23 protein-coding genes are annotated in these 21,167 nt (G+C 44.1%); 22 read left to right on the forward strand and 1 reads right to left on the reverse strand.

The genetic code is table 11. From position 1 onward, the window contains the following. Positions 1–2: 2 nt before the first annotated feature. The 11 genes from ffh to sucD all read left to right on the forward strand — a co-directional run bounded on the left by ffh (position 3) and on the right by sucD (position 8,404). Positions 3–1,361 carry a signal recognition particle protein gene (gene ffh, locus QMA04_RS06460; RefSeq protein WP_191714045.1) on the forward strand — a complete coding sequence of 453 codons (1,359 nt, stop codon included), beginning with the start codon at positions 3–5 and terminating at the stop codon, positions 1,359–1,361. A gap of 93 nt (positions 1,362–1,454) precedes the next feature. Then, entirely contained in the window at positions 1,455–1,727 is a 273-nt protein-coding gene (gene rpsP / locus QMA04_RS06465) for a 30S ribosomal protein S16 (protein ID WP_191714046.1), read from the forward strand. 13 nt (positions 1,728–1,740) lie between these two features. Further along, positions 1,741–1,974: a KH domain-containing protein gene (locus tag QMA04_RS06470; protein ID WP_191714047.1), complete on the forward strand. Its 234-nt coding sequence runs from the start codon at positions 1,741–1,743 to the stop codon at positions 1,972–1,974. 62 nt (positions 1,975–2,036) lie between these two features. Beyond that, positions 2,037–2,552, forward strand: a complete 516-nt coding sequence (gene rimM, locus QMA04_RS06475; protein ID WP_203339427.1) for a ribosome maturation factor RimM — start codon at positions 2,037–2,039, stop codon at positions 2,550–2,552. Continuing rightward, a complete protein-coding gene (gene trmD / locus QMA04_RS06480; RefSeq protein ID WP_290184703.1) occupies positions 2,552–3,277 on the forward strand; it encodes a tRNA (guanosine(37)-N1)-methyltransferase TrmD in 726 nt (241 codons plus the stop codon). The genes rimM and trmD overlap by 1 nt, the downstream gene beginning before the upstream one ends. A 137-nt stretch (positions 3,278–3,414) precedes the next feature. Next, entirely contained in the window at positions 3,415–3,759 is a 345-nt protein-coding gene (gene rplS / locus QMA04_RS06485; protein WP_191714049.1) for a 50S ribosomal protein L19, read from the forward strand. A gap of 99 nt (positions 3,760–3,858) precedes the next feature. Then, positions 3,859–4,416, forward strand: a complete 558-nt coding sequence (lepB, locus tag QMA04_RS06490; protein ID WP_191714050.1) for a signal peptidase I — start codon at positions 3,859–3,861, stop codon at positions 4,414–4,416. 11 nt (positions 4,417–4,427) lie between these two features. After that, complete coding sequence (ylqF, locus tag QMA04_RS06495; RefSeq protein WP_191714051.1) at positions 4,428–5,291, forward strand: ribosome biogenesis GTPase YlqF; 864 nt, start codon at positions 4,428–4,430, stop codon at positions 5,289–5,291. A 140-nt stretch (positions 5,292–5,431) separates the two neighbouring features. Then, positions 5,432–6,211, forward strand: a complete 780-nt coding sequence (locus QMA04_RS06500) for a ribonuclease HII (RefSeq protein WP_290184625.1) — start codon at positions 5,432–5,434, stop codon at positions 6,209–6,211. 111 nt (positions 6,212–6,322) lie between these two features. Then, the gene (gene sucC / locus QMA04_RS06505) at positions 6,323–7,483 is read left to right on the forward strand and encodes an ADP-forming succinate--CoA ligase subunit beta (RefSeq protein ID WP_191714053.1); all 1,161 of its coding nucleotides are present in this window, start codon (positions 6,323–6,325) and stop codon (positions 7,481–7,483) included. 18 nt (positions 7,484–7,501) lie between these two features. Continuing rightward, positions 7,502–8,404 carry a succinate--CoA ligase subunit alpha gene (gene sucD, locus QMA04_RS06510; protein ID WP_191714054.1) on the forward strand — a complete coding sequence of 301 codons (903 nt, stop codon included), beginning with the start codon at positions 7,502–7,504 and terminating at the stop codon, positions 8,402–8,404. A 153-nt stretch (positions 8,405–8,557) separates the two neighbouring features. Here sucD and QMA04_RS06515 read toward each other — a convergent pair whose 3' ends face one another. Beyond that, a complete protein-coding gene (locus tag QMA04_RS06515) occupies positions 8,558–8,755 on the reverse strand; it encodes a glycine zipper domain-containing protein (protein WP_290184626.1) in 198 nt (65 codons plus the stop codon). Positions 8,756–9,488: 733 nt separating this feature from the next. Here QMA04_RS06515 and dprA point away from each other — a divergent pair. The 11 genes from dprA (at position 9,489) to frr (ending at position 21,106) form a co-directional block, all read left to right on the forward strand. Continuing rightward, entirely contained in the window at positions 9,489–10,385 is an 897-nt protein-coding gene (gene dprA, locus QMA04_RS06520) for a DNA-processing protein DprA (RefSeq protein WP_290184627.1), read from the forward strand. Positions 10,386–10,485: 100 nt separating this feature from the next. Beyond that, the gene (gene topA / locus QMA04_RS06525; RefSeq protein ID WP_191714117.1) at positions 10,486–12,555 is read left to right on the forward strand and encodes a type I DNA topoisomerase; all 2,070 of its coding nucleotides are present in this window, start codon (positions 10,486–10,488) and stop codon (positions 12,553–12,555) included. Positions 12,556–12,576: 21 nt separating this feature from the next. Further along, entirely contained in the window at positions 12,577–13,887 is a 1,311-nt protein-coding gene (gene trmFO / locus QMA04_RS06530; protein WP_191714118.1) for an FADH(2)-oxidizing methylenetetrahydrofolate--tRNA-(uracil(54)-C(5))-methyltransferase TrmFO, read from the forward strand. Positions 13,888–13,954: 67 nt separating this feature from the next. Further along, on the forward strand, positions 13,955–14,848 hold the full coding sequence (xerC, locus tag QMA04_RS06535; protein ID WP_191714119.1) for a tyrosine recombinase XerC: 894 nt from the start codon (positions 13,955–13,957) through the stop codon (positions 14,846–14,848). 15 nt (positions 14,849–14,863) lie between these two features. After that, positions 14,864–15,409 (forward strand): ATP-dependent protease subunit HslV, encoded by a 546-nt coding sequence (gene hslV / locus QMA04_RS06540; protein WP_146556600.1) that lies wholly within the window; start codon positions 14,864–14,866, stop codon positions 15,407–15,409. Beyond that, the gene (hslU, locus tag QMA04_RS06545; protein ID WP_191714120.1) at positions 15,409–16,806 is read left to right on the forward strand and encodes an ATP-dependent protease ATPase subunit HslU; all 1,398 of its coding nucleotides are present in this window, start codon (positions 15,409–15,411) and stop codon (positions 16,804–16,806) included. The genes hslV and hslU overlap by 1 nt, the downstream gene beginning before the upstream one ends. An 86-nt stretch (positions 16,807–16,892) precedes the next feature. Continuing rightward, positions 16,893–17,672: a GTP-sensing pleiotropic transcriptional regulator CodY gene (gene codY, locus QMA04_RS06550; RefSeq protein ID WP_191714121.1), complete on the forward strand. Its 780-nt coding sequence runs from the start codon at positions 16,893–16,895 to the stop codon at positions 17,670–17,672. A gap of 377 nt (positions 17,673–18,049) precedes the next feature. Further along, the gene (rpsB, locus tag QMA04_RS06555; protein WP_290184628.1) at positions 18,050–18,763 is read left to right on the forward strand and encodes a 30S ribosomal protein S2; all 714 of its coding nucleotides are present in this window, start codon (positions 18,050–18,052) and stop codon (positions 18,761–18,763) included. Between the two features lie 93 nt (positions 18,764–18,856). Continuing rightward, positions 18,857–19,741 carry a translation elongation factor Ts gene (tsf, locus tag QMA04_RS06560; RefSeq protein WP_203339434.1) on the forward strand — a complete coding sequence of 295 codons (885 nt, stop codon included), beginning with the start codon at positions 18,857–18,859 and terminating at the stop codon, positions 19,739–19,741. Between the two features lie 82 nt (positions 19,742–19,823). Next, entirely contained in the window at positions 19,824–20,549 is a 726-nt protein-coding gene (gene pyrH, locus QMA04_RS06565; RefSeq protein ID WP_191714123.1) for a UMP kinase, read from the forward strand. Then, the gene (gene frr, locus QMA04_RS06570) at positions 20,549–21,106 is read left to right on the forward strand and encodes a ribosome recycling factor (protein WP_290184629.1); all 558 of its coding nucleotides are present in this window, start codon (positions 20,549–20,551) and stop codon (positions 21,104–21,106) included. Before pyrH ends, frr begins: the two co-directional genes overlap by 1 nt. Positions 21,107–21,167: the final 61 nt, after the last annotated feature.

Raw genomic sequence — 21,167 nt, forward strand, 5'->3', positions numbered from 1 at the left:
GAATGGCATTTGAAGGATTATCCGAACGCCTGCAAGGCACCATGACAAAGATCAAAGGCAAAGGAAAAGTCAACGAAGCAGACGTTAAGGAAATGATGCGGGAAGTCCGTTTCGCCTTAATCGAAGCGGATGTCAACTTGAAGGTCGTCAAAGAATTCGTCAAGAAAGTCAGCGAACGCGCGGTTGGTGAGGATGTCATGGAAAGCCTGACTCCTGGCCAGCAAGTCGTCAAAATCGTTAAAGATGAACTGACTGAATTGATGGGCGGCGAAGAACGGAAAATCGAATTTTCCACAAAACAGCCAACCGTCATTATGATGGTCGGGCTGCAAGGAGCCGGTAAAACGACCACTACCGGAAAACTCGCCAATCTGTTGCGCAGAAAACACAACCGTAAACCACTGCTGGTAGCAGCCGATGTTTACCGTCCGGCTGCAATTCAGCAGCTTGAGACAATCGGTAAACAACTGTCTCTTCCAGTCTTTTCGAAAGGGACAGAACTGTCTCCTGTTGAAATTGCCCGCCAGGCGATTGAACATGCAAAAACAGAACATTTGGATACAGTCATCATCGATACGGCAGGCCGTCTGCATGTCGATGAAGCCTTGATGCAGGAATTGAAGGATATTCGTGCCCTTAAAGAGCCGGATGAGATTTTCCTGGTCGTTGATGCTATGACTGGTCAGGATGCCGTAAACGTGGCGCAGAACTTCGATGAAGCTGTCGGCATTTCAGGTGTCGTCTTAACGAAACTGGATGGCGATACGCGAGGCGGTGCAGCTCTGTCAATCCGTTCTGTTACCCAGAAACCGATCAAGTTTGTCGGGATGGGTGAAAAAATGGATGCGCTGGAAGCTTTCCATCCGGAACGTATGGCATCGCGTATCCTTGGGATGGGCGATATGTTGTCGCTGATCGAAAAGGCGCAGTCAAGCGTGGATGAAACAAAAGCCAAAGAACTGGAAGAGAAGTTCAGAACTTCCACGTTCACTTTTGATGATTTCCTTGAACAAATGTCTCAGGTCAAGCAAATGGGGCCATTGGATGAAATTCTGAAGATGCTTCCAGGGGCCAATAAAATTAAAGGCCTTGAAAACGCTAAAGTTGATGAAAGCCAAATGGATCGTGTGGAAGCCATCATCTATTCGATGACGACGAAGGAAAAAACCACACCCGAAATCATCAACGCAAACCGAAAAAAACGAATTGCCAAAGGTTCAGGAACGAGCATTCAAGATGTCAACCGGCTCTTGAAACAGTTTGAAGACATGAAGAAAATGATGAAACAAATGTCTGGCATGACCAATAAAAAAGGCAAAAAGAAAATGGGAATGCCAGGCCTGGACTCACTTTTCAAGTAAAAATTTAAGGTGTTAAGAAAAAATACTTTACAAACTATTTAAAGCTTGCTAATATAATATCTTGTGTGAAACTATTCGGAGGTGCTTTAAGAAATGGCAGTAAAAATTCGCTTGAAACGTATGGGAGCTAAGAAATCTCCTTTTTACCGTATTGTAGTAGCTGACTCACGTGCTCCACGTGACGGCCGTCAAATCCAGACAGTAGGTACTTACAACCCGCTGACAGTTCCAGCTGAAGTTAAGATCGACGAAGAACTAGTGTTGAAATGGCTTCATGATGGTGCTAAACCATCTGACACTGTGCGCAACTTGTTTTCTCAAAAAGGCATTATGGAGAAATTCCATAACGAAAAATTAAGCAAGTAAGGGAGATTTTCTTATGAAGCAGCTGATTGAGACCATTGTGAAACCGTTAGTTGATTATCCGGAACATGTTCATGTCGAAACCGACGAAAACGCAAGCCGAATCGTCTACAAGCTTTCTGTGCATCCTGAGGATACAGGGAAAGTGATCGGGAAACAGGGACGAGTAGCGAAAGCTGTCCGTTCAATTGTGTACTCAGCAGCAGGTGGTTATCATAAGAAGAAAACTTACCTCGATATTGTGGATTAAGAAGAAGGAAGGAGCCCTGGTTCCTTCCTTTTTTTTCAGAAAAAACGAAAGGATGTTTGCTTGTGCAATGGTTTAATGTAGGGAAAATTGTCAATACCCATGGAATCCGTGGCGAAGTGCGTGTTTTGTCGCGCACCGATTTTCCGGAAGAACGATTTGCGGTAGGAACGAAACTGGGGCTTTTCACGCCGGATGCAAAAAAACCGATCATGGTGAAAATCGCCAGCCATCGCCAGCATAAGAATTTTGAATTGGTGACGTTTGAAGGCTACCCAAACATCAATGATGTAGAACCGTTTAAAGAATCCTATTTAAAGATCGCTGAACACGATTTGTCGGAGCTTGAAGACAATGCGTTCTACCATCATGAAATTTTAGGCTGTACAGTTTTTTCAACTGATGGAGAGGAAATCGGAACCATCAGTGAAATTTTGGAGACAGGCGCCAATGATGTTTGGGAAGTGACCCCGAAAACAGGGAAGAAACACTACATTCCTTATATTGAAGATATTGTAAAAGAAGTGGATGTAGATGAAAAGAAAGTGATCATCGAAGTGATGGAAGGTTTGTTGTCTTGATGAACATTAACGTCCTATCGCTGTTTCCTCCGATGTTTGAAGGCGTCTTTCAACATTCGATCATGAAAAAAGCGCAGGAAAAAAATGCGGTCAGCTTGAATGTTGTGGATATCCGTGAATTTGCCGATAACAAGCGGCAAGTTGATGACTATCCATTCGGCGGAGGTGCTGGCATGGTATTGAAACCTGAGCCCATTTTCAATGCCGTTGAAAGTCTGACTCAAGAAAGCACGCCAAGGGTCATTTTGATGTGTCCACAAGGCGAGCGTTTTACGCAGCAAAAAGCAGAAGAGCTGGCGGCTGAGAAGGAACTGGTATTCATCTGCGGCCATTATGAAGGCTATGATGAACGCATCCGCGAACACTTGGTTACGGATGAGATTTCGATTGGGGATTTTGTGTTGACTGGTGGAGAACTGGCAGCCATGACGGTCATCGACAGTGTCGTCAGACTGCTTCCAGGGGTATTAGGGAACGCAGACTCTCCTGTTCGTGACTCATTCTCTACAGGGCTCTTAGAACACCCTCAATACACGCGTCCAGCCGAATTCAGAGGGTGGAAGGTGCCGGAGGTCTTGACTTCCGGGAATCATGGCAAAGTCGATCAGTGGCGTGAAGAACAAACCTTGAAACGGACGTTGGAGCGCCGGCCGGATTTGCTTGATAAAATCGAATTGAACGACAAGCAACAGAAAATAATCGCTCAGCTGAAAAAACAAAAATAGATCGCAGTATGCTCTTGCGCTGGAATTTGTTTAGTGGTAGTATGGATACTGTACTTTTATGTGAAGTACAGGATCACGATGTTCCGCTGCAACAGTCCATTTGGGTGTAAGAGCATCTGTAGAAGGAGAGAAAAATAATGCAAAACATTATTACAGAAATCACTAAAGAACAGCTTCGTACGGATCTTCCAACGTTCCGTCCTGGAGATACTGTCCGCGTCCACGTTAAAGTTGTCGAGGGTACACGCGAACGTATTCAGGTATACGAAGGAGTAGTTATCGGTCGTCGTGGAGGCGGAATCAGTGAATCATTCACTGTTCGCAAAATCTCATACGGTGTTGGTGTTGAGCGTACATTCCCTGTACACACACCAAAAATTGCACAGCTTGAAGTTACCCGCCGTGGTAAAGTACGTCGTGCGAAATTGTACTACTTGCGTGATCTACGCGGTAAAGCAGCTCGTATCAAAGAAATTCGATAAGATTGCATTAATGAAAGAGGGCGCTTGCGCCCTCTTTCTTTTTGCTAAAAAGTTTATTTCCTTGTACAATTAAAGCAGTACGCATGGGGAGGAACACGCATGGAGACTGAAGTGAAGAAGAAGAATGAACTGTGGGAATGGTCCAAAGCTCTGTTGATCGCCTTCGGTTTGGCAGCAATTATCCGTTTCTTTTTATTCACGCCGATTGTAGTGGATGGAGAATCGATGATGCCGACTCTAGAACATGGAGATCGGATGATCGTCAACAAGATCGGTTATTCTGTCGGAGAACCTGACCGTTTCGATATCATCGTTTTTCATGCACCGGAACAAAAAGATTATATCAAGCGTATAATCGGATTGCCGGGAGATCATGTCGCCTATGAAAACGATCAGTTATATATAAATGGTGAAGCAGTTGAAGAGCCCTATCTGGATATCTACAAGCAAGGAATAACCGGTACATTGACAGAAGATTTTGCTCTGGAGGATGTAACGGGAGAAAGCACCATACCCGAAGGATCTGTTTTTGTGATGGGCGATAATCGCCGCCAAAGCAAAGACAGCCGCCATATCGGATTGGTCCCGACCGACGAAGTGATCGGGGATACAAGTTTCGTTTTTTGGCCGTTGGCTGAAGCGGGAGTTGTCAAATAAGGAGTGGTTTTATGACGATACAATGGTTTCCTGGACATATGGCAAAAGCACGGAGACAAGTTACTGAAAAATTAAAGTTGGTTGATATCATTTTTGAACTTGTGGATGCCAGGTTACCTTTATCTTCACGAAATCCGATGATCGATCAAGTGATTCAGCAAAAACCCCGTCTCATTATCTTGAATAAAATGGACATGGCAGATGAAGTTGAAACGAAAAAGTGGATTCGTTATTTTGAGGATCAAGGTACCCGGGCGGTAGCCATCAATTCCCTTGAGGGAAGAGGGCTCCAGCTCGTGACAAAAGCGTCGAAAGAAATACTGTCAGACAAATGGGATCGCATGATTGCCAAAGGCATCAAGCCCCGTGCCATTCGTGCGATGATTGTCGGCATTCCAAACGTCGGAAAATCGACGCTCATTAACCGTTTGTCGAAGAAGAGTCTTGCGAAGACCGGTAATATGCCGGGGGTGACAAAAGCACAGCAATGGATTAAAGTCGGCAAGGAAATTGAGTTGTTGGATACCCCTGGTATTTTATGGCCGAAGTTTGAGGATCCGGAGACCGGCTTGAAATTAGCGGTAACGGGTGCCATCAAAGATTCAGTCATCCAAATGCAGGAATTGGCGATTTACTCTTTGAAATTCCTGGAAGAGCGCTATCCGGAACGCATGATGGAGCGCTATGGCATTGACCATGTTGACGAGGAAATCGTCAATACCTTTGATCACATCGGCAAAAAACGCGGTTGTTACGACCAACATGGCGATATCGATTATGAAACGACGGCAGAAGTAGTGGTTCGGGATATCCGCAACCAGCATTTAGGTAAAGTGACGTTCGATTACAGAGATGAAATGATTGAAGAAGAGTGAGGATTCGCTCCATTCGGTAACTGGCTGTTCCTCAGGTTTGAGGAACAGCTTTTTATGTTGAAGCGAAGAATAATGGGCTTTTAGATCTTGGCAAGGTATGCGGCAAACGAGAAAAATTGCAAAAGAAAGAAGTTGGAGAAATGCAAAAAACAAATGAAATAAAAATCAGGCTGAACGCGACCACAGAATGGCAGCTGTGGATGGATGAACTCCAAGATGATCCACGCAAAAGCGTACAGGCTTTATTGGCCTCATGGCATAGAAAAAGAATGCAGCAGGAAAAATTGCTGGAAAACCATAATGCTAAATTGCATTTCGACAGTTTGTTTAGAAAGCAAGGCTCTGCCTTAGTGGCAGGCATCGATGAAGCAGGCAGAGGTCCGCTTGCTGGCCCGGTTGTCACGGCTGCAGTCATTCTGCCTGAGGATTGTTCCAGCCTTATAGGGTTAAATGATTCCAAACAATTAAGCAAACTCAAACGTGATCAGTTTGCCGAAATCATCAAACAGATTGCTGTCAGCTACTCAGTGCACGTTCAACCGCCGGAAGAAATCGATCGGGTGAACATTTACCAGGCGACCAGGAATTCCATGGCCAAAGCAGCTCTGGAGCTTTCGCCTGCGCCTTCTATCGTGCTGGCAGATGCCATGATGCTGGATTTGCCGATGCCTTGTGAATCCATCATCAAAGGGGATGCCAAGAGTTTGAGTATTGCAGCAGCCTCGATTTTGGCAAAGACCGGTAGAGATGCCATCATGGAGAAATACGCAATTCAATATCCGCAATATGGCTTTGAAAAACATGCCGGATACGGCACCAAAGACCATGTCGCCGCACTTGAGAAGCATGGGCCATGCAGGATACATCGAACCACGTTTGAACCTGTTAAATCTCTTTTAACGAGAAGTTCTCTGTTTTAAGCAAAGGAAATTCCTGCTTAACAGCTAACTTGGTGGACATTTTGTGACAACTTTAATACAATGGTAAAGGTAATAAAATTACGATAGAGATGTTTGATTGGAGGATGACAGATGAATATCCATGAATATCAGGGAAAACAAATCCTAAAGCAATATGGAGTAGCAGTTCCTGAAGGCTATGTAGCTTTTTCTCCTGAAGAAGCCGTGAAAGCCGCTAAAGAACTTGGTACAGATGTTGTTGTGGTGAAAGCCCAAATCCATGCAGGTGGCCGTGGTAAAGCTGGCGGAGTAAAACTTGCAAAAAATTTAGATGAAGTGCGTACATACGCTAAAGAACTTCTTGGCAAAGTGCTTGTTACGCATCAGACAGGTCCAGAAGGTAAAGAAGTGAAACGCTTGTACATTGAAGCGGGCAGCGATATTCAAAAAGAATATTATCTTGGATTGGTTCTAGACCGCGAAACTTCACGTGTAACTCTTATGGGTTCTGAAGAAGGCGGAATGGACATTGAAGAAGTAGCAGCAAACACACCGGAACGCCTTTTCTATGAAGAAATCGATCCGGTTGTCGGATTGACTGGCTTCCAGGCACGCCGTATGGCTTTCAACATGAACATTCCTGCAAAATTGGTCAACAAAGCAGCTAAATTGATGCTTGGTTTGTATCAAGCCTATGTTGATAAAGATGCAGCGATCGTTGAAATCAACCCATTGGTTGTCACTGGAGACGGACAAGTTGTGGCATTGGATGCGAAGTTCAATTTTGATGCTAACTCTCTTTACCGTCATCAGGACATTATGGAAATGCGCGACTACGACGAAGAAGATCCAAAAGAAATTGAAGCTTCCAAGTATGACTTGAGCTATGTTTCTTTAGATGGGAACATCGGCTGTATGGTTAACGGCGCCGGACTTGCTATGGCAACGATGGACACGATCAACTATTACGGCGGAACACCCGCTAACTTCCTTGACGTTGGGGGCGGTGCCACTGCTGAGAAAGTAACAGAAGCTTTCAAAATCATTCTGTCTGATAAGAATGTAAAAGGAATCTTCGTTAACATTTTCGGTGGTATCATGAAGTGTGACATCATTGCGGAAGGTGTTATTCAAGCTGCTAAAGAAGTAAGTTTGGAAGTGCCGTTAGTTGTCCGTCTTGAAGGAACTAATGTTGATTTAGGTAAAAAACTGCTAAACGAATCAGGTCTTAATATTATCGCTGCTGGTACAATGGCAGATGGCGCTAAACAGATCGTAGAACTTGTAGGCTAAAGAAGGGCAGGGACAAAAATGAGTGTATACATTAACAAAGACACAAAAGTGTTAGTACAGGGAATTACAGGGTCAACTGCCCTTTTCCATACGAAGCAAATGCTTGAATACGGAACGAAAATCGTTGCGGGTGTAACACCGGGTAAAGGCGGAACTGAAGCTGAAGGCGTGCCTGTTTTCAACACAGTTGAAGACGCAGTTAAAGCTACAGGTGCCAATGTATCTGTAATTTATGTGCCGGCTCCTTTTGCAGCTGACGCAATTCTTGAAGCTGTTGATGCTGATCTTGATATGGCCATCTGCATCACTGAACATATTCCTGTATTGGATATGGTCAAAGTGAAGCGTTACATGGAAGGCAAGAAAACACGTCTTGTCGGACCAAACTGCCCGGGCGTAATTACTCCGGACGAATGTAAAATCGGCATCATGCCGGGCTACATTCACAAAAAAGGACATGTTGGCGTTGTTTCGCGTTCAGGTACTTTGACGTATGAAGCGACTCACCAATTGTCAGAAGAGGGAATTGGCCAGTCGACAGCTGTCGGCATCGGTGGTGACCCTGTCAATGGCACGAACTTTATCGACGTATTGAAGGAATTCAATGAAGATGAAGATACTTACGCAGTCGTAATGATCGGTGAGATTGGCGGAACAGCTGAAGAAGAAGCTGCTGCGTGGATTAAAGCGAACATGACGAAACCTGTAGTAGGATTTATCGGTGGACAAACTGCACCTGAAGGAAAACGTATGGGCCATGCCGGTGCGATCATTTCTGGCGGTAAAGGAACAGCTGCCGATAAAATCAAAGCTATGAACGAAGCAGGTATCGAAGTTGCAGACACTCCATCCGTTATCGGAGAAACTTTGATCAAAGTCATCAGAGAAAAAGGGTTGTACGACAAGTGTAAAACCCATTAATAATAAAGGCTCAAAACGCTGCTTATATAGCGTTTTGAGCCTTTTTCTTTGTATGTGTATTGATGAAGCGGAAAAGTCTTGCGCAGCTTCCAGTGGGCGTTTTTTGAAGGCAATGAAACTTTATGAAACCTTCGATAATTTTCCGTACATTCATTACTTTTTGCTTGTAAAAGCCCCGGAACTGCCAAAAGCAATTCCAATCCCTATGCCAAGTGCGATGCCAATAGCCAAATTATCCATAGCCACCCCGATAGCGGATCCAATAGATACCCCAAGTGCAATGCCGACGCCCATGTTGGCGGCGTTTTCTTTGTTTCGTTTTTCTTCTTGAACATCTTTATTTTCACCCATACTGGCACCTCCATCATTTTATTCCGGAGAAGTTCGAATATCTATGTATACGGACAAAGTTAAACATAGTTCCAAGAATTCAACAAATGATTTTCCGGATGAGCCTTTTTAAACTGCAAATCGAAAAGGGATAAGTGTTCATCTAGCATATTTCTATTATTATATAGAAGAAAAACGGATTTTTGTGGATGGAATTTAGAGATGGCGGCAATGCCATCCCCTTGTCGGTCTACCTAAATGTCCCTGTTAAAGCTAAAAATAGATCTGCAGTAAACCAAATGGCGAATCCGATATAGAAAATGAAAATAAATAAATTCAATTTGTTGAAGCCCACCCGACTTATAAAGACAATAAAACATAAAAACAAGCTGACATACAACGGATTTTTCCAATACCCCGCATTCAAATAATAAATATAGAAAAGGTAAGCAGCAGAGAAAGACCAGAGGACTGCCGCTAAGCAATGAATGATGATTTTGATCTGCACTATATGGACTCCTTCCGATAATCAGCTCATAAAAAGCAGGAGATTGTGTCTGATGGATAGCTATTCGTTTTCAATGTAGGTATACGCGGAATGCCGGAAAACCAATTTTAAAAATCAAAAGGCAAGCCCACAAGCAATAAAAATATTTTCCGGTTTACGGTTAGCCTAAAACCCATTAGTATGGAGACAAGGTGCTCTTTTGCTGAAGCAGTTTATTTTTATCCAAACTAGAACAGGAGGAACAAAATGGACAAAAAATTTACGAAGCGCTTATTGGCGTTGCATTATGTATTTCCGAAAAGCTTGCAGAAATTACTGCCGCTTTTGGCACAGGATCCGGATTTGACGAAGCTTGAACAAATGTCTCCATACGAGCTGATGCTGTTATTGAACATAAAACTGGAACAGGCGACTAAGTTGAAAGCCTCTTACCGACAATCTTTGACATTCCCCTTGATTGAAACCTACGAAAAGTATAAGATAATCCCCGTATCTTATCAACATCCCCTGTATCCTCAAAACCTGTTTGAATTGATCGATCCACCTGCTGTGCTCTATGCTAAGGGAGACCTTACTTTATTGGCTGAACCGAAAAAGATAGCGATCATTGGTTCGCGAAAAGCATCCCCCTACTCACGGGCAGCGTTGCAGAAGATTGTGCCGCCACTCGTTGAAAACGGCTTTGTCATAGTCAGTGGACTGGCAAGAGGCGCAGATGCGATGGCCCACCAAAAAACGATCGATCTTGGTGGCCGGACGATTGCTGTGACCGGCAGCGGCTTTCTTCACCCTTATCCAAAAGAGAATGCGTCATTGAATAATATAATAGAAGAAAAACATTTGGTTATAACGGAATATCCACCGTATATGGAACCGAGAAAATGGAATTTTCCGATGAGGAACCGCATTATCAGTGGATTGTCTAAGGGCGTTGTTGTCACAGAAGCCTACGTGAAAAGTGGAACTTTGAGTACAATTGAACATGCCCTAGATCATGGCAGGGATATTTTTGCAGTGCCAGGGGACATTAGCTCTCCATTATCCGAAGGGCCGCATAAATTAATTTTAGAGGGTGCAAAACCAGTTTGGAATGGCTGGCAAGTGCTTGAAGAGTACCAACAAATGACAGCTGAAAAAGAATGAGGAAATGAAAAGCCTTGCATTAAGCGAAAATCTGTTATACATTTTGCAACAGGTAATTCTTTAAGCAGTTCTGAGAAACCTCTATGAGGAGGAAAATATTATGGCGGATTTTTTAGTGATTGTTGAGTCGCCTGCAAAGGCGAAAACAATCGAACGGTATTTGGGCAAGAAATATAAAGTCCGTGCATCACTAGGACATTTACGTGATTTGCCCCGCAGCCAAATGGCTGTGGATGTTGAAAACAATTATGAACCTCGTTACATTACAATCAGAGGCAAAGGGCCGATCTTGCAGGATCTTAAAAAAGAAGCGAAAAAAGCGAAGAAAGTCTTTCTCGCGGCTGACCCCGACAGAGAAGGGGAAGCGATTGCATGGCATTTGGCAACAGCGCTCGGCATTGATCAAACCTCGGATTGCCGAGTGGTATTCAACGAAATCACCAAGGATGCCATCAAGGAATCATTCAAGCATCCCCGCAAAATCGATATGGATTTAGTCGATGCGCAACAGGCGCGCCGAATATTGGATCGTCTCGTGGGCTACAGCATCAGCCCATTGTTGTGGAAAAAAGTTAAAAAAGGCCTATCGGCCGGACGCGTGCAATCCGTTGCACTTCGACTCGTCATTGACCGTGAAAACGAAATCAAAAACTTTGAACCAGAAGAATACTGGTCCATCACTGGTGATTTCGAGAAGGACAAGAAGAAATTTGAAGCGCAGTTCTACGGCAATGCAAAAGAAAAAATGAAATTACAGAATGAAGCTGACGTTAACGCCGTTATGGCCACCATGTCCGGCAAAGACTTTACGGTAAACCGCGTGGTGAAAAAAGAGAGAAAGAGAAACCCATCCCCCTCTTTTACAACCTCTTCACTCCAGCAGGAAGCTGCCCGCAAATTAAACTTCCGTGCTAAAAAAACAATGATGCTCGCGCAGCAATTGTATGAAGGTATTGCAGTGGGTAAAGAAGGCATCACCGGTTTGATTACGTATATGCGGACAGATTCCACACGGATCTCCGATACAGCGAAAAAAGATACAATCGATTTCATCGTTGATAATTACGGTGAACAATACGTCACGCAAAAAGCTGCTGCCAAGCAATCAGCGAAATCTCAGGATGCCCACGAAGCGGTGCGTCCGACAAGTGTGATGCGGACACCGGAATCGATGAAGAGCATTCTATCAAGAGATTTATATCGTTTGTATAAATTGATTTGGGATCGTTTCGTAGCGAGCCAGATGTCACCGGCAGTCCTGGACACGGTTATGGCTGAATTGCAGAACGGAGAAGCGGTATTCCGTGCGAATGGTTCCCAGGTCAAATTTCCGGGCTTCATGAAACTTTATATTGAAGGCACGGATGACCAAAAAGAAGAAAAAGACAATATTCTGCCGGAAATGGATGAAGGGGATATCGTGACAGCGCTTGAAGTTACGCCGAATCAGCATTTTACGCAGCCGCCTCCACGCTTTACGGAGGCCCGCTTAGTGCGGACACTCGAAGAACTGGGGATAGGGCGTCCGTCCACGTACGCGCCTACACTGGATACCATCCAAAAACGCGGCTATGTGACATTGGATGCCAAACGGTTTATCCCGACCGAATTGGGTGAGATTGTCCATCAGCTGGTGCTCGAATTTTTCCCGGACATTTTGAATATCGAGTTTACTGCCAAAATGGAACACGATCTAGATACCGTTGAAGATGGCGAAGTCGATTGGCGCGCTATTATTGACGCATTTTATCAAGACTTTGAAAAAAGTGTTGAAGTCGCGGAAAGTGAAATGGAAAAAGTCCAGATCAAAGATGAGCCTGTGGGAGAGGATTGTGAGTTATGCGGTTCGCCGATGGTCTATAAATTGGGGCGTTACGGCAAATTCATGGCTTGCAGCAATTTCCCGGAATGCCGGAATACAAAAGCGATCGTCAAACACATCGATGTCAAATGCCCGACCTGTAAAGAAGGCGAGATCGTTGAAAGAAAGAGCAAGAAGCGCCGGATATTCTACGGTTGCGAACGGTATCCGGAATGCGAATTCGTTTCATGGGATAAACCGATTGAACGGCCGTGTCCGAAGTGCAACGAATTGCTGGTAGAGAAAAAAGTGAAAAAAGGCGTTCAAATCAATTGCACGAGCTGTGATTACAAAGAAGAAGTTCAATAATAATTATAGAGGTGTTCGAAAATGACGAAATATGTAAACGTAATTGGCGCAGGACTGGCGGGCAGTGAAGCTGCTTGGCAAATCGCGAAACGGGGAGTAAACGTCCGTCTATACGAAATGCGTCCGGTAAAGCAGACAGCAGCCCATCATACGGACAAGTTTGCGGAACTGGTATGCAGCAATTCATTGCGCGCCAATTCCCTAACAAATGCAGTTGGTGTCATCAAAGAAGAAATGCGCAAATTGGATTCGGTGATCATTGAATCTGCAGACCGGGCATCTGTGCCAGCTGGTGGAGCACTTGCTGTGGATCGCCATGAGTTTGCCGGAGCTGTGACCGACAAAGTAAAAAATCACCCATTGGTGGAAGTGATCAACGAAGAAGTGACTGAAATTCCGGAAGGCATCACAATCATTGCCACTGGTCCATTGACTTCTCCGGCACTTGCGGAAAAAATTCGCGTTTTGACAGGCGAAGAATATTTGTATTTTTATGATGCAGCAGCGCCGATCGTCGAAAAAGACAGCATTGATATGGACAAAGTTTATCTGAAATCCCGTTATGACAAAGGGGAAGCGGCTTATCTGAACTGCCCGATGACAGAAGAAGAGTTCAAGCGTTTCCATACAGCTCTTGTCGAAGCAGAAGTGGTGCCATTGAAAGAATTCGAAAAAGAGATTTATTTCGAAGGCTGTATGCCAGTCGAAGTAATGGCAGCCAGAGGCGAGAAGACCTTGACGTTTGGACCGATGAAACCAGTTGGACTGGAAGATCCGAAAACGGGCAAAATCCCTTATGCAGTCGTTCAGCTTCGCCAGGATGATGCGGCTGGAACACTTTACAATATTGTGGGTTTCCAAACGCATTTGAAATGGGGACCTCAAAAAGAAGTGCTTAAATTGATTCCAGGACTTGAAAATGTTGAAATCGTCCGTTATGGCGTGATGCACCGCAATACATTCATCAACTCACCGCGCGTTCTGAAGCCGACATACCAATTGAAGGCTGATGAAAACATTTTCTTCGCGGGTCAAATGACTGGAGTCGAAGGCTATGTTGAATCAGCGGGAAGCGGATTGCTGGCAGGAATCAACGCAGCTAAAATGGCTTTAGGTGAAGAATTGCTGGTATTCCCGGCTGAAACAGCCCTGGGCAGCATGGCGCGTTACATTACGGAAGCCGACAGCAAGAACTTCCAGCCGATGAACGTCAACTTCGGACTGTTCCCGGACTTGGGTGAACGCATCCGTTCGAAGCAGGAACGAGCTGAGAAGCATGCCGATCGTGCATTGGCGGCAATTCAAAATTATATGAATACAGTGACTGTTTAATTGATAAAAGCCTCTAAATTTTGGTATAATTTAGAGGCTTTTGTATTTGGTGAAAGGTGGAGCATATATGGAAAAAGAAAAGATGCTTGAATCTTTTATGACCTATATTCAACTGGAGAAGAACTATTCTGAACACACCGTCCACCATTATGAACATGATTTGATGGATTTTTTTCTGTTTTTGAATGCCGAGGGCGTACCTGATATCAAAGAAGTCGAATATATACATGCACGAAATTACGTGACGAAATTATATGATGCCAAATTATCCAGAACGACGGTTTCCCGGAAGATTTCAGCAATCCGCTCATTTTTCCGTTATGGAAACCGTGAATTTGGATTGAATGAAGCAGCATTCAGGTCATTGTACCATCCGAAAAAAGAAGAGCGGCTGCCGCAATTCTTTTATGAAGAAGAGCTGGCTCAGCTGTTCAAATCGGTTGTGGGAGAAGATAAATTATCGATCCGCAACACCGCGTTATTGGAATTGCTGTATGCTACGGGCATGCGTGTCAGTGAATGCGTTTCGATTCGAATGGGAGATTTGGATCAAACGATGCAGATTGTCAAAGTGATGGGGAAAGGCCGGAAAGAGCGCTATATCCCATACGGACAGTTTGCCCAGGATGCCCTGGAACATTACATTGAGGATTCGCGTCCTAAGTTGATGAAGAATCAAAAACACGATCATCTGTTTGTTAACAGCCGGGGTGAAGCTTTGACAGACCGGGGTGTTCGCCATATTCTAAGTGAATGCATGAAGAAGGCATCTGTCAATTCATCGATTTATCCGCATATGATCCGCCACACATTCGCTACTCACCTGATCAATAATGGTGCTGATATCCGGACTGTACAGGAACTGCTGGGGCATTCCCATTTAAGTTCAACACAGGTATACACCCATGTCACCAAAGAGCATTTACGGAATACCTATTTAAATTCACACCCAAGAGCTTAGAGAGGAGATTTTATCATGCAAGAATTCCATGCCACCACGATATTCGCGGTTCAGCATAACGGCAAATGCGCCATGTCAGGCGATGGCCAGGTAACATTCGGCAACGCCGTAGTCATGAAACATACAGCCAGAAAAGTACGGAAATTATACAACGGGCAAGTGCTGACCGGATTTGCAGGATCGGTTGCAGATGCTTTTACCTTGTTCGAGATGTTCGAAGGGAAGCTGACGGAGTACAACGGCAATCTTCAACGCGCTGCAGTTGAACTGGCTAAACAATGGCGCGGGGACAAAATGCTTCGCCAATTGGAAGCTATGCTCATCATCATGAACAAAGACGAATTGCTGCTGGTATCCGGAACAGGTGAAGTCATCGAGCCGGATGATGGCATTTTGGCAATCGGTTCAGGCGGAAACTATGCATTGGCAGCAGGGCGTGCCTTGAAAAAATACGCAGGCGATAATCTGACCGCTGCGCAAATCGCACAATCCGCTTTGGAAACAGCCGCGGATATCTGTGTCTACACCAATCATCAAATCGTTGTGGAGGAATTGTCCTAATGAAAAATCAATCTGATTTAACGCCAAGACAAATCACTGACCATTTGGATCGCTACATCGTCGGCCAAAAAGAAGCGAAACGTTCTATTGCCATCGCATTGCGCAATCGGTATCGCCGAAGCCGGCTGGATGAAGAAATGCGTGGTGAAGTCATTCCGAAAAACATCTTGATGATCGGGCCGACAGGTGTGGGCAAGACGGAAATCGCCCGCCGTATCGCTAAACTGACGGGAGCGCCTTTCATCAAAGTGGAAGCGACGAAGTTTACGGAAGTCGGCTATGTCGGCCGTGACGTCGAATCGATGGTACGCGACCTGGTTGAAGCCGCTGTAAGAATCGTCAAAGAAGAAAAATTCGAAGCTGTGAAGTTCCAGGCGGAAACCGCTGCCAATGAGCGGATCGTCAAGTTGCTGGCACCGTCCATGCGCAAGAAACAAACGAACCAAAACCCGCTGGAAATGCTTTTTGGCCAGAAATTCGAGCAGGAAGAGGAAGAACCGACAGCGGAAGTGGAAGTTCGGGTGAAGAGAAGAGAAATTGCTGCAGACCTGAAAGCTGGAAAGCTGGAAGATGAATGGGTAACAGTGGAAGTGCTTGAAAACACATTGTCCATGTTTGATGCCATGCAAGGCTCGGGAATGGAACAAATGGGTGCGAACATGCAGGATGCGTTATCATCGCTGATGCCGAAGAAAAAGAAAAAACGGCGTTTGCAGGTAAAAGAAGCCCGCCGCATTTTAACGACTGAAGAAGCCGCTAAATTGGTGGATGATGAAGAAATTTCGCAGGAAGCGATTGACCGCGCTGAGCAGCACGGCATCATCTTCATCGACGAAATGGATAAAATCGCCAGCAAGAGTAATTCTTCATCTGCTGATGTTTCGCGTGAAGGTGTCCAGCGTGACATTTTGCCGATCGTTGAAGGTTCCACGGTTTCGACTAAGTACGGTGCAGTCCAAACGGATTATATGTTGTTTGTTGCTGCCGGGGCATTCCACATGTCGAAACCATCCGATCTGATCCCTGAGCTGCAAGGCCGATTCCCGATCCGTGTGGAATTGCAGAAGCTTGAAGTTGAAGATTTTGTCAAAATCTTGACGGAACCGAAACATTCTTTGATAAATCAGTATAAAGCCCTTCTCGAAACTGAGGGAATTGTGGTACACTTCAATGATGCCTCAATAGTCAGACTTGCAGAAATTGCATATGAAGTAAATCAGGACACAGATAACATCGGTGCTCGTAGGCTGCACACTATACTCGAGCGCCTGTTAGAGGATTTGTCTTTCGAAGCTTCCGAGATTTCACCAGCGCAAATTGACATTACCCCCCAATATGTGAATGAAAAACTCGAAAATGTGGCGAAAAATAAAGACTTGTCACAATTTATTCTGTAAATCAAGGCGAATTAGTTTCAATAAAGAGTAAAAACCTTTAGAATATTGAATAAACAGGGTACGAATTATGTAGGAGGTTCATTTAAATGAATTTATTAGGAAAAACAAGACGAATTAACTCTATGCTGGAAGCAGCAGGCGGTAAAAAAGTAAACTTTAAAGACATGGCTGAGACATTGAGCGAAGTAATTGAATGTAACGCTTTCGTAGTTAGCCGCAAAGGTAAAGTATTAGGTTATGCAATTAACCAACAAATCGAAAACGAGCGTATGAAAGGGATGTTGGAAGAACGCCAATTTCCGATTGAATACACTCAAAAGCTTTCGAACATCACTGAAACAACTGAGAACTTGGATGTTAACAGTGAACACACGATCTTCCCGGTGGAAGAACGTGAATTGTTCAAAAACGGCTTAACAACAATCGTTCCGATCAATGGCGGCGGAGAACGTTTAGGAACACTTCTTCTTGGACGTGTAGATGCAGAATTCCATGACGACGATTTAATTCTTGGAGAATACGGCGCTACTGTAGTAGGGATGGAAATCCTTCGTGAAAAAGGCGACCGCATCGAAGAGGAAGCACGCAGCAAAGCTGTTGTGCAGATGGCGATTTCTTCACTTTCATATAGTGAGCTTGAAGCAATCGAACATATTTTCGAAGAACTTGACGGCAACGAAGGCTTGCTGGTAGCTTCGAAAATTGCTGACCGCGTGGGTATTACACGTTCAGTTATCGTAAACGCACTTCGCAAGCTTGAAAGTGCAGGCGTTATCGAATCACGCTCTCTAGGAATGAAAGGGACATACATCAAAGTATTGAACACGAAATTCCTTGCTGAACTTGAACAATTGAAAATGAACTAAGTAAACAAGAAACGATGCGGGGATCTGCCTGGCATCGTTTTTTTAATGGATTAAAACCGGTTTTTCTGTACTTAACGGATTGAAGCATACAAGTTCTTCTTTAAGAGCTCGGATGACTTGAATGTATGGAGGGCGCTTCTGCGAGAGTATTCCCGTAAAACTGCCAAAGTGATGAAAGAAAAGGCATTTGATCATTTTAAATTTGTTTTAGTTTTTATGAGAGAAACTTGTTGCGGTCTTCGCGTAAAGCGTGGTATAATTTCAAATGGTGTTAAATACACACGCATTTCGATTTGAGTCGTAGGTGCCCATGCGGGTAACGGTTCAGAGAAGAAAAATGCGGAGGGAAAAAATAACCTATCAGGAGGAAACAAATCATGGCAGTAATCTCAATGAAACAATTGTTAGAAGCTGGTGTACACTTCGGTCACCAAACTCGTCGTTGGAACCCGAAAATGAAAAAATATATTTTCGTGGAACGTAACGGTATCTACATCATCGATCTTCAAAAAACAGTCCGCAAATTGGAGGAAGCTTATAGCTTCATGAAACAAGTGGGCGAAGAAGGCGGTAAAGTACTTTTCGTTGGTACGAAAAAACAAGCTCAGGACGCAATCAAAGAAGAAGCAGAACGTTCTGGCAACTACTACATCAACCAACGTTGGTTGGGTGGAACACTTACAAACTTCGGTACAATCCAAAAACGTGTGAACCGTTTGAAACAAATCGAGCGCATGGAAGAAGATGGAACTTTCGAAGTTCTGCCGAAAAAAGAAGTTGTGCAATTGAAGAAACAACACGAACGCCTTGTTAAATTCCTTGGCGGTATCCGTGATATGAGTTCACTACCGGACGTTATGTTCGTAGTTGACCCACGCAAAGAACGCATTGCAGTTGCAGAAGCAATGAAATTGAACATTCCAATCGTTGGTATCGTTGATACGAACTGTGATCCGGATGAAATCGATTATGTTATTCCTGCAAACGATGATGCTATTCGCGCAGTTAAATTGTTGACTGGTAAAATGGCGGATGCTTTGCTTGAATCAAAACCGGAAGAAGAAGAAACTCAAGCTGAATCTGCTGAGTAATTCGTAATTTACACAGGTGATAAGCGGCCAACCCCTCTTATCACCTTTTTTTGAGAAAATGATAGCAAGCAAATACAGAGGAGGAATTTAATCATGGCAGTTACAGCACAAATGGTAAAAGAATTGCGTGCAAAAACAGGCGCAGGTATGATGGATTGCAAAAAAGCATTAGTAGAAACAGACGGTAATATGGAAGCAGCTCTTGATTTCCTACGCGAAAAAGGCCTTTCAAGCGCTTCTAAAAAAGCAGACCGTATCGCAGCTGAAGGAACAACTTCTATTCTTGTAAAAGAAAACGAAGCAGTAATCTTCGAAGTGAATGCGGAAACTGACTTTGTTGCGAAAAACGAAGGGTTCCAAACATTAGTAAAAGAATTAGGCGAGCACTTGATCACAACTAAACCAGCTACAGTAGAAGAAGCTAATGCTTCAACTATGTCTAATGGTTTGACAGTTGCTGACCACATTTCTAACGCTATCGCTAAAATCGGTGAAAAAATTACTTTGCGCCGCTTTGAAGTACGCACAAAATCAGATGCAGATGCTTTCGGTCCTTACCTGCACATGGGCGGAAGAATTTCAGTACTAGTTGTTCTTGAAAACTCTACTGATTCAGATGCTGCACGCGATATCGCTATGCACATTGCTGCATTGAACCCTAAATATGTATCACGCGATGAAGTTTCTGCTGAAGAAGTAGAACACGAGCGCAAAATCTTGACTGAGCAAGCATTGAATGAAGGCAAACCTGAAAAAATCGTTGCTAAAATGGTCGAAGGCCGCCTTGGCAAATATTTCGAAGACATCTGCTTGCTTGACCAAGCATTCGTTAAAAACTCAGATCAAAAAGTTCGTGATTTTGCAGCTTCAACAGGTGGATCTGTTAAAGAATTCATCCGTTACGAAGTTGGAGAAGGCATCGAAAAACGCGAAGATAACTTTGCTGATGAAGTTATGAGCCAAGTTAACAAAAAATAAGATCATTTATCATATGATTCATTTCGGGGAACACGAGAATGTGTTCCCTATTTTTCAATAAATTATGTAATGGAGGGTACCGATGAGTGTTCAGCAATATAAACGCATTGTATTAAAACTAAGTGGTGAAGCAATGGCAGGAGGGCAAGGTTTCGGATTGTCCCCTGAAATTATCAAATCAGTAGCAAGCCAAGTTAAAGAAGTGGTTGAACTCGGAGTGGAAGTGGCAGTCGTTGTAGGCGGCGGCAATATCTGGAGAGGCAAAGTCGGTTCTGAAATGGGAATGGACCGTGCGACAGCTGATTACATGGGCATGCTGGCAACAGTTATGAACTCATTGGCTTTACAGGATTCATTGGAAAAGCAGGATGTGGAAACCCGCGTATTGTCCTCCATTGAAATGCGCCAAGTAGCTGAACCTTATATCCGCAGAAGAGCGATTCGCCATTTGGAGAAAAAGCGTGTCGTCATTTTTGCAGCCGGTACCGGAAATCCTTACTTCTCAACTGATACAACAGCAGCATTGCGTGCGGCAGAAATTGAAGCCGATGTCATCTTGATGGCGAAAAACAATGTTGATGGTGTTTATTCAGCTGATCCGAAGACGGATTCAGAAGCTGTGAAATACGAAGAGCTTTCTTATTTCGATGTGATCCAACAAGGCTTGCAAGTGATGGATTCTACAGCTTCCACACTTTGTATGGACAATGATATCCCACTCGTAGTATTCTCAATTATGGAAAACGGAAATATAAAACGGGCTGTTCTCGGAGAGAAAATCGGGACAGTAGTGAGGAGAACAATATAATGCCGAAAACAGTGATGAGTGAAACTAAATCTAAAATGACTAATGCAATTCAGGCTTTCTCGCGCGATTTGTCTTCAATCCGTGCCGGCCGTGCAACGCCGTCGATTTTGGATAAATTGACGATCGATTATTACGGTTCTCCAACACCGGTTAACCAGGTTGCTGGAATCTCGATTCCAGAAGCGCGTCTAATCATGATTCAGCCATACGACAAATCAGTTCTGGGCGATATTGAAAAAGCGATTCTTAAATCTGATCTGGGATTAAGCCCATCAAATGATGGTTCAGTGATTCGCTTGGCAGTTCCTGCTTTAACGGAAGAGCGCCGCAAAGACCTTGTGAAGCAAGTGAAAAAAGAAGCAGAAGAATCGAAAGTCGGAATCCGTAATATTCGCCGTGATGCGAATGACGAGTTCAAGAAGCTGGAGAAGAAAAGTGAAATTACAGTGGATGACTTGCGTGGCTATACCGATGATGTCCAGAAATTGACGGACGACAACATCGCGAAGATCGACGAAATGGCTAAAGATAAAGAAAAAGAGATTATGGAAGTTTAATCGAACTTCATTTCATGTCAGGCGTCCTGTTAAGCAGGACGCTTTTTCATGCCAAAAATAA

The sequence above is a fragment of the Planococcus sp. APC 3900 genome (assembly GCF_030407735.1).
GTDB lineage: Bacteria > Bacillota > Bacilli > Bacillales_A > Planococcaceae > Planococcus > Planococcus notacanthi.

Bases quoted from the DNA above. Each gene is read 5' to 3' on its own strand.
- ffh (WP_191714045.1), top strand. From the start codon at position 3: ATGGCATTTGAAGGATTATCCGAACGCCTGCAAGGCACCATGACAAAG.
- rpsP (WP_191714046.1), top strand. From the start codon at position 1,455: ATGGCAGTAAAAATTCGCTTGAAACGTATGGGAGCTAAGAAATCTCCT.
- QMA04_RS06470 (WP_191714047.1), top strand. From the start codon at position 1,741: ATGAAGCAGCTGATTGAGACCATTGTGAAACCGTTAGTTGATTATCCG.
- trmD (WP_290184703.1), top strand. From the start codon at position 2,552: ATGAACATTAACGTCCTATCGCTGTTTCCTCCGATGTTTGAAGGCGTC.
- rplS (WP_191714049.1), top strand. From the start codon at position 3,415: ATGCAAAACATTATTACAGAAATCACTAAAGAACAGCTTCGTACGGAT.
- lepB (WP_191714050.1), top strand. From the start codon at position 3,859: ATGGAGACTGAAGTGAAGAAGAAGAATGAACTGTGGGAATGGTCCAAA.
- ylqF (WP_191714051.1), top strand. From the start codon at position 4,428: ATGACGATACAATGGTTTCCTGGACATATGGCAAAAGCACGGAGACAA.
- QMA04_RS06500 (WP_290184625.1), top strand. From the start codon at position 5,432: ATGCAAAAAACAAATGAAATAAAAATCAGGCTGAACGCGACCACAGAA.
- sucC (WP_191714053.1), top strand. From the start codon at position 6,323: ATGAATATCCATGAATATCAGGGAAAACAAATCCTAAAGCAATATGGA.
- sucD (WP_191714054.1), top strand. From the start codon at position 7,502: ATGAGTGTATACATTAACAAAGACACAAAAGTGTTAGTACAGGGAATT.
- QMA04_RS06515 (WP_290184626.1), bottom strand. From the start codon at position 8,755: ATGGGTGAAAATAAAGATGTTCAAGAAGAAAAACGAAACAAAGAAAAC.
- dprA (WP_290184627.1), top strand. From the start codon at position 9,489: ATGGACAAAAAATTTACGAAGCGCTTATTGGCGTTGCATTATGTATTT.
- topA (WP_191714117.1), top strand. From the start codon at position 10,486: ATGGCGGATTTTTTAGTGATTGTTGAGTCGCCTGCAAAGGCGAAAACA.
- trmFO (WP_191714118.1), top strand. From the start codon at position 12,577: ATGACGAAATATGTAAACGTAATTGGCGCAGGACTGGCGGGCAGTGAA.
- xerC (WP_191714119.1), top strand. From the start codon at position 13,955: ATGGAAAAAGAAAAGATGCTTGAATCTTTTATGACCTATATTCAACTG.
- hslV (WP_146556600.1), top strand. From the start codon at position 14,864: ATGCAAGAATTCCATGCCACCACGATATTCGCGGTTCAGCATAACGGC.
- hslU (WP_191714120.1), top strand. From the start codon at position 15,409: ATGAAAAATCAATCTGATTTAACGCCAAGACAAATCACTGACCATTTG.
- codY (WP_191714121.1), top strand. From the start codon at position 16,893: ATGAATTTATTAGGAAAAACAAGACGAATTAACTCTATGCTGGAAGCA.
- rpsB (WP_290184628.1), top strand. From the start codon at position 18,050: ATGGCAGTAATCTCAATGAAACAATTGTTAGAAGCTGGTGTACACTTC.
- tsf (WP_203339434.1), top strand. From the start codon at position 18,857: ATGGCAGTTACAGCACAAATGGTAAAAGAATTGCGTGCAAAAACAGGC.
- pyrH (WP_191714123.1), top strand. From the start codon at position 19,824: ATGAGTGTTCAGCAATATAAACGCATTGTATTAAAACTAAGTGGTGAA.
- frr (WP_290184629.1), top strand. From the start codon at position 20,549: ATGCCGAAAACAGTGATGAGTGAAACTAAATCTAAAATGACTAATGCA.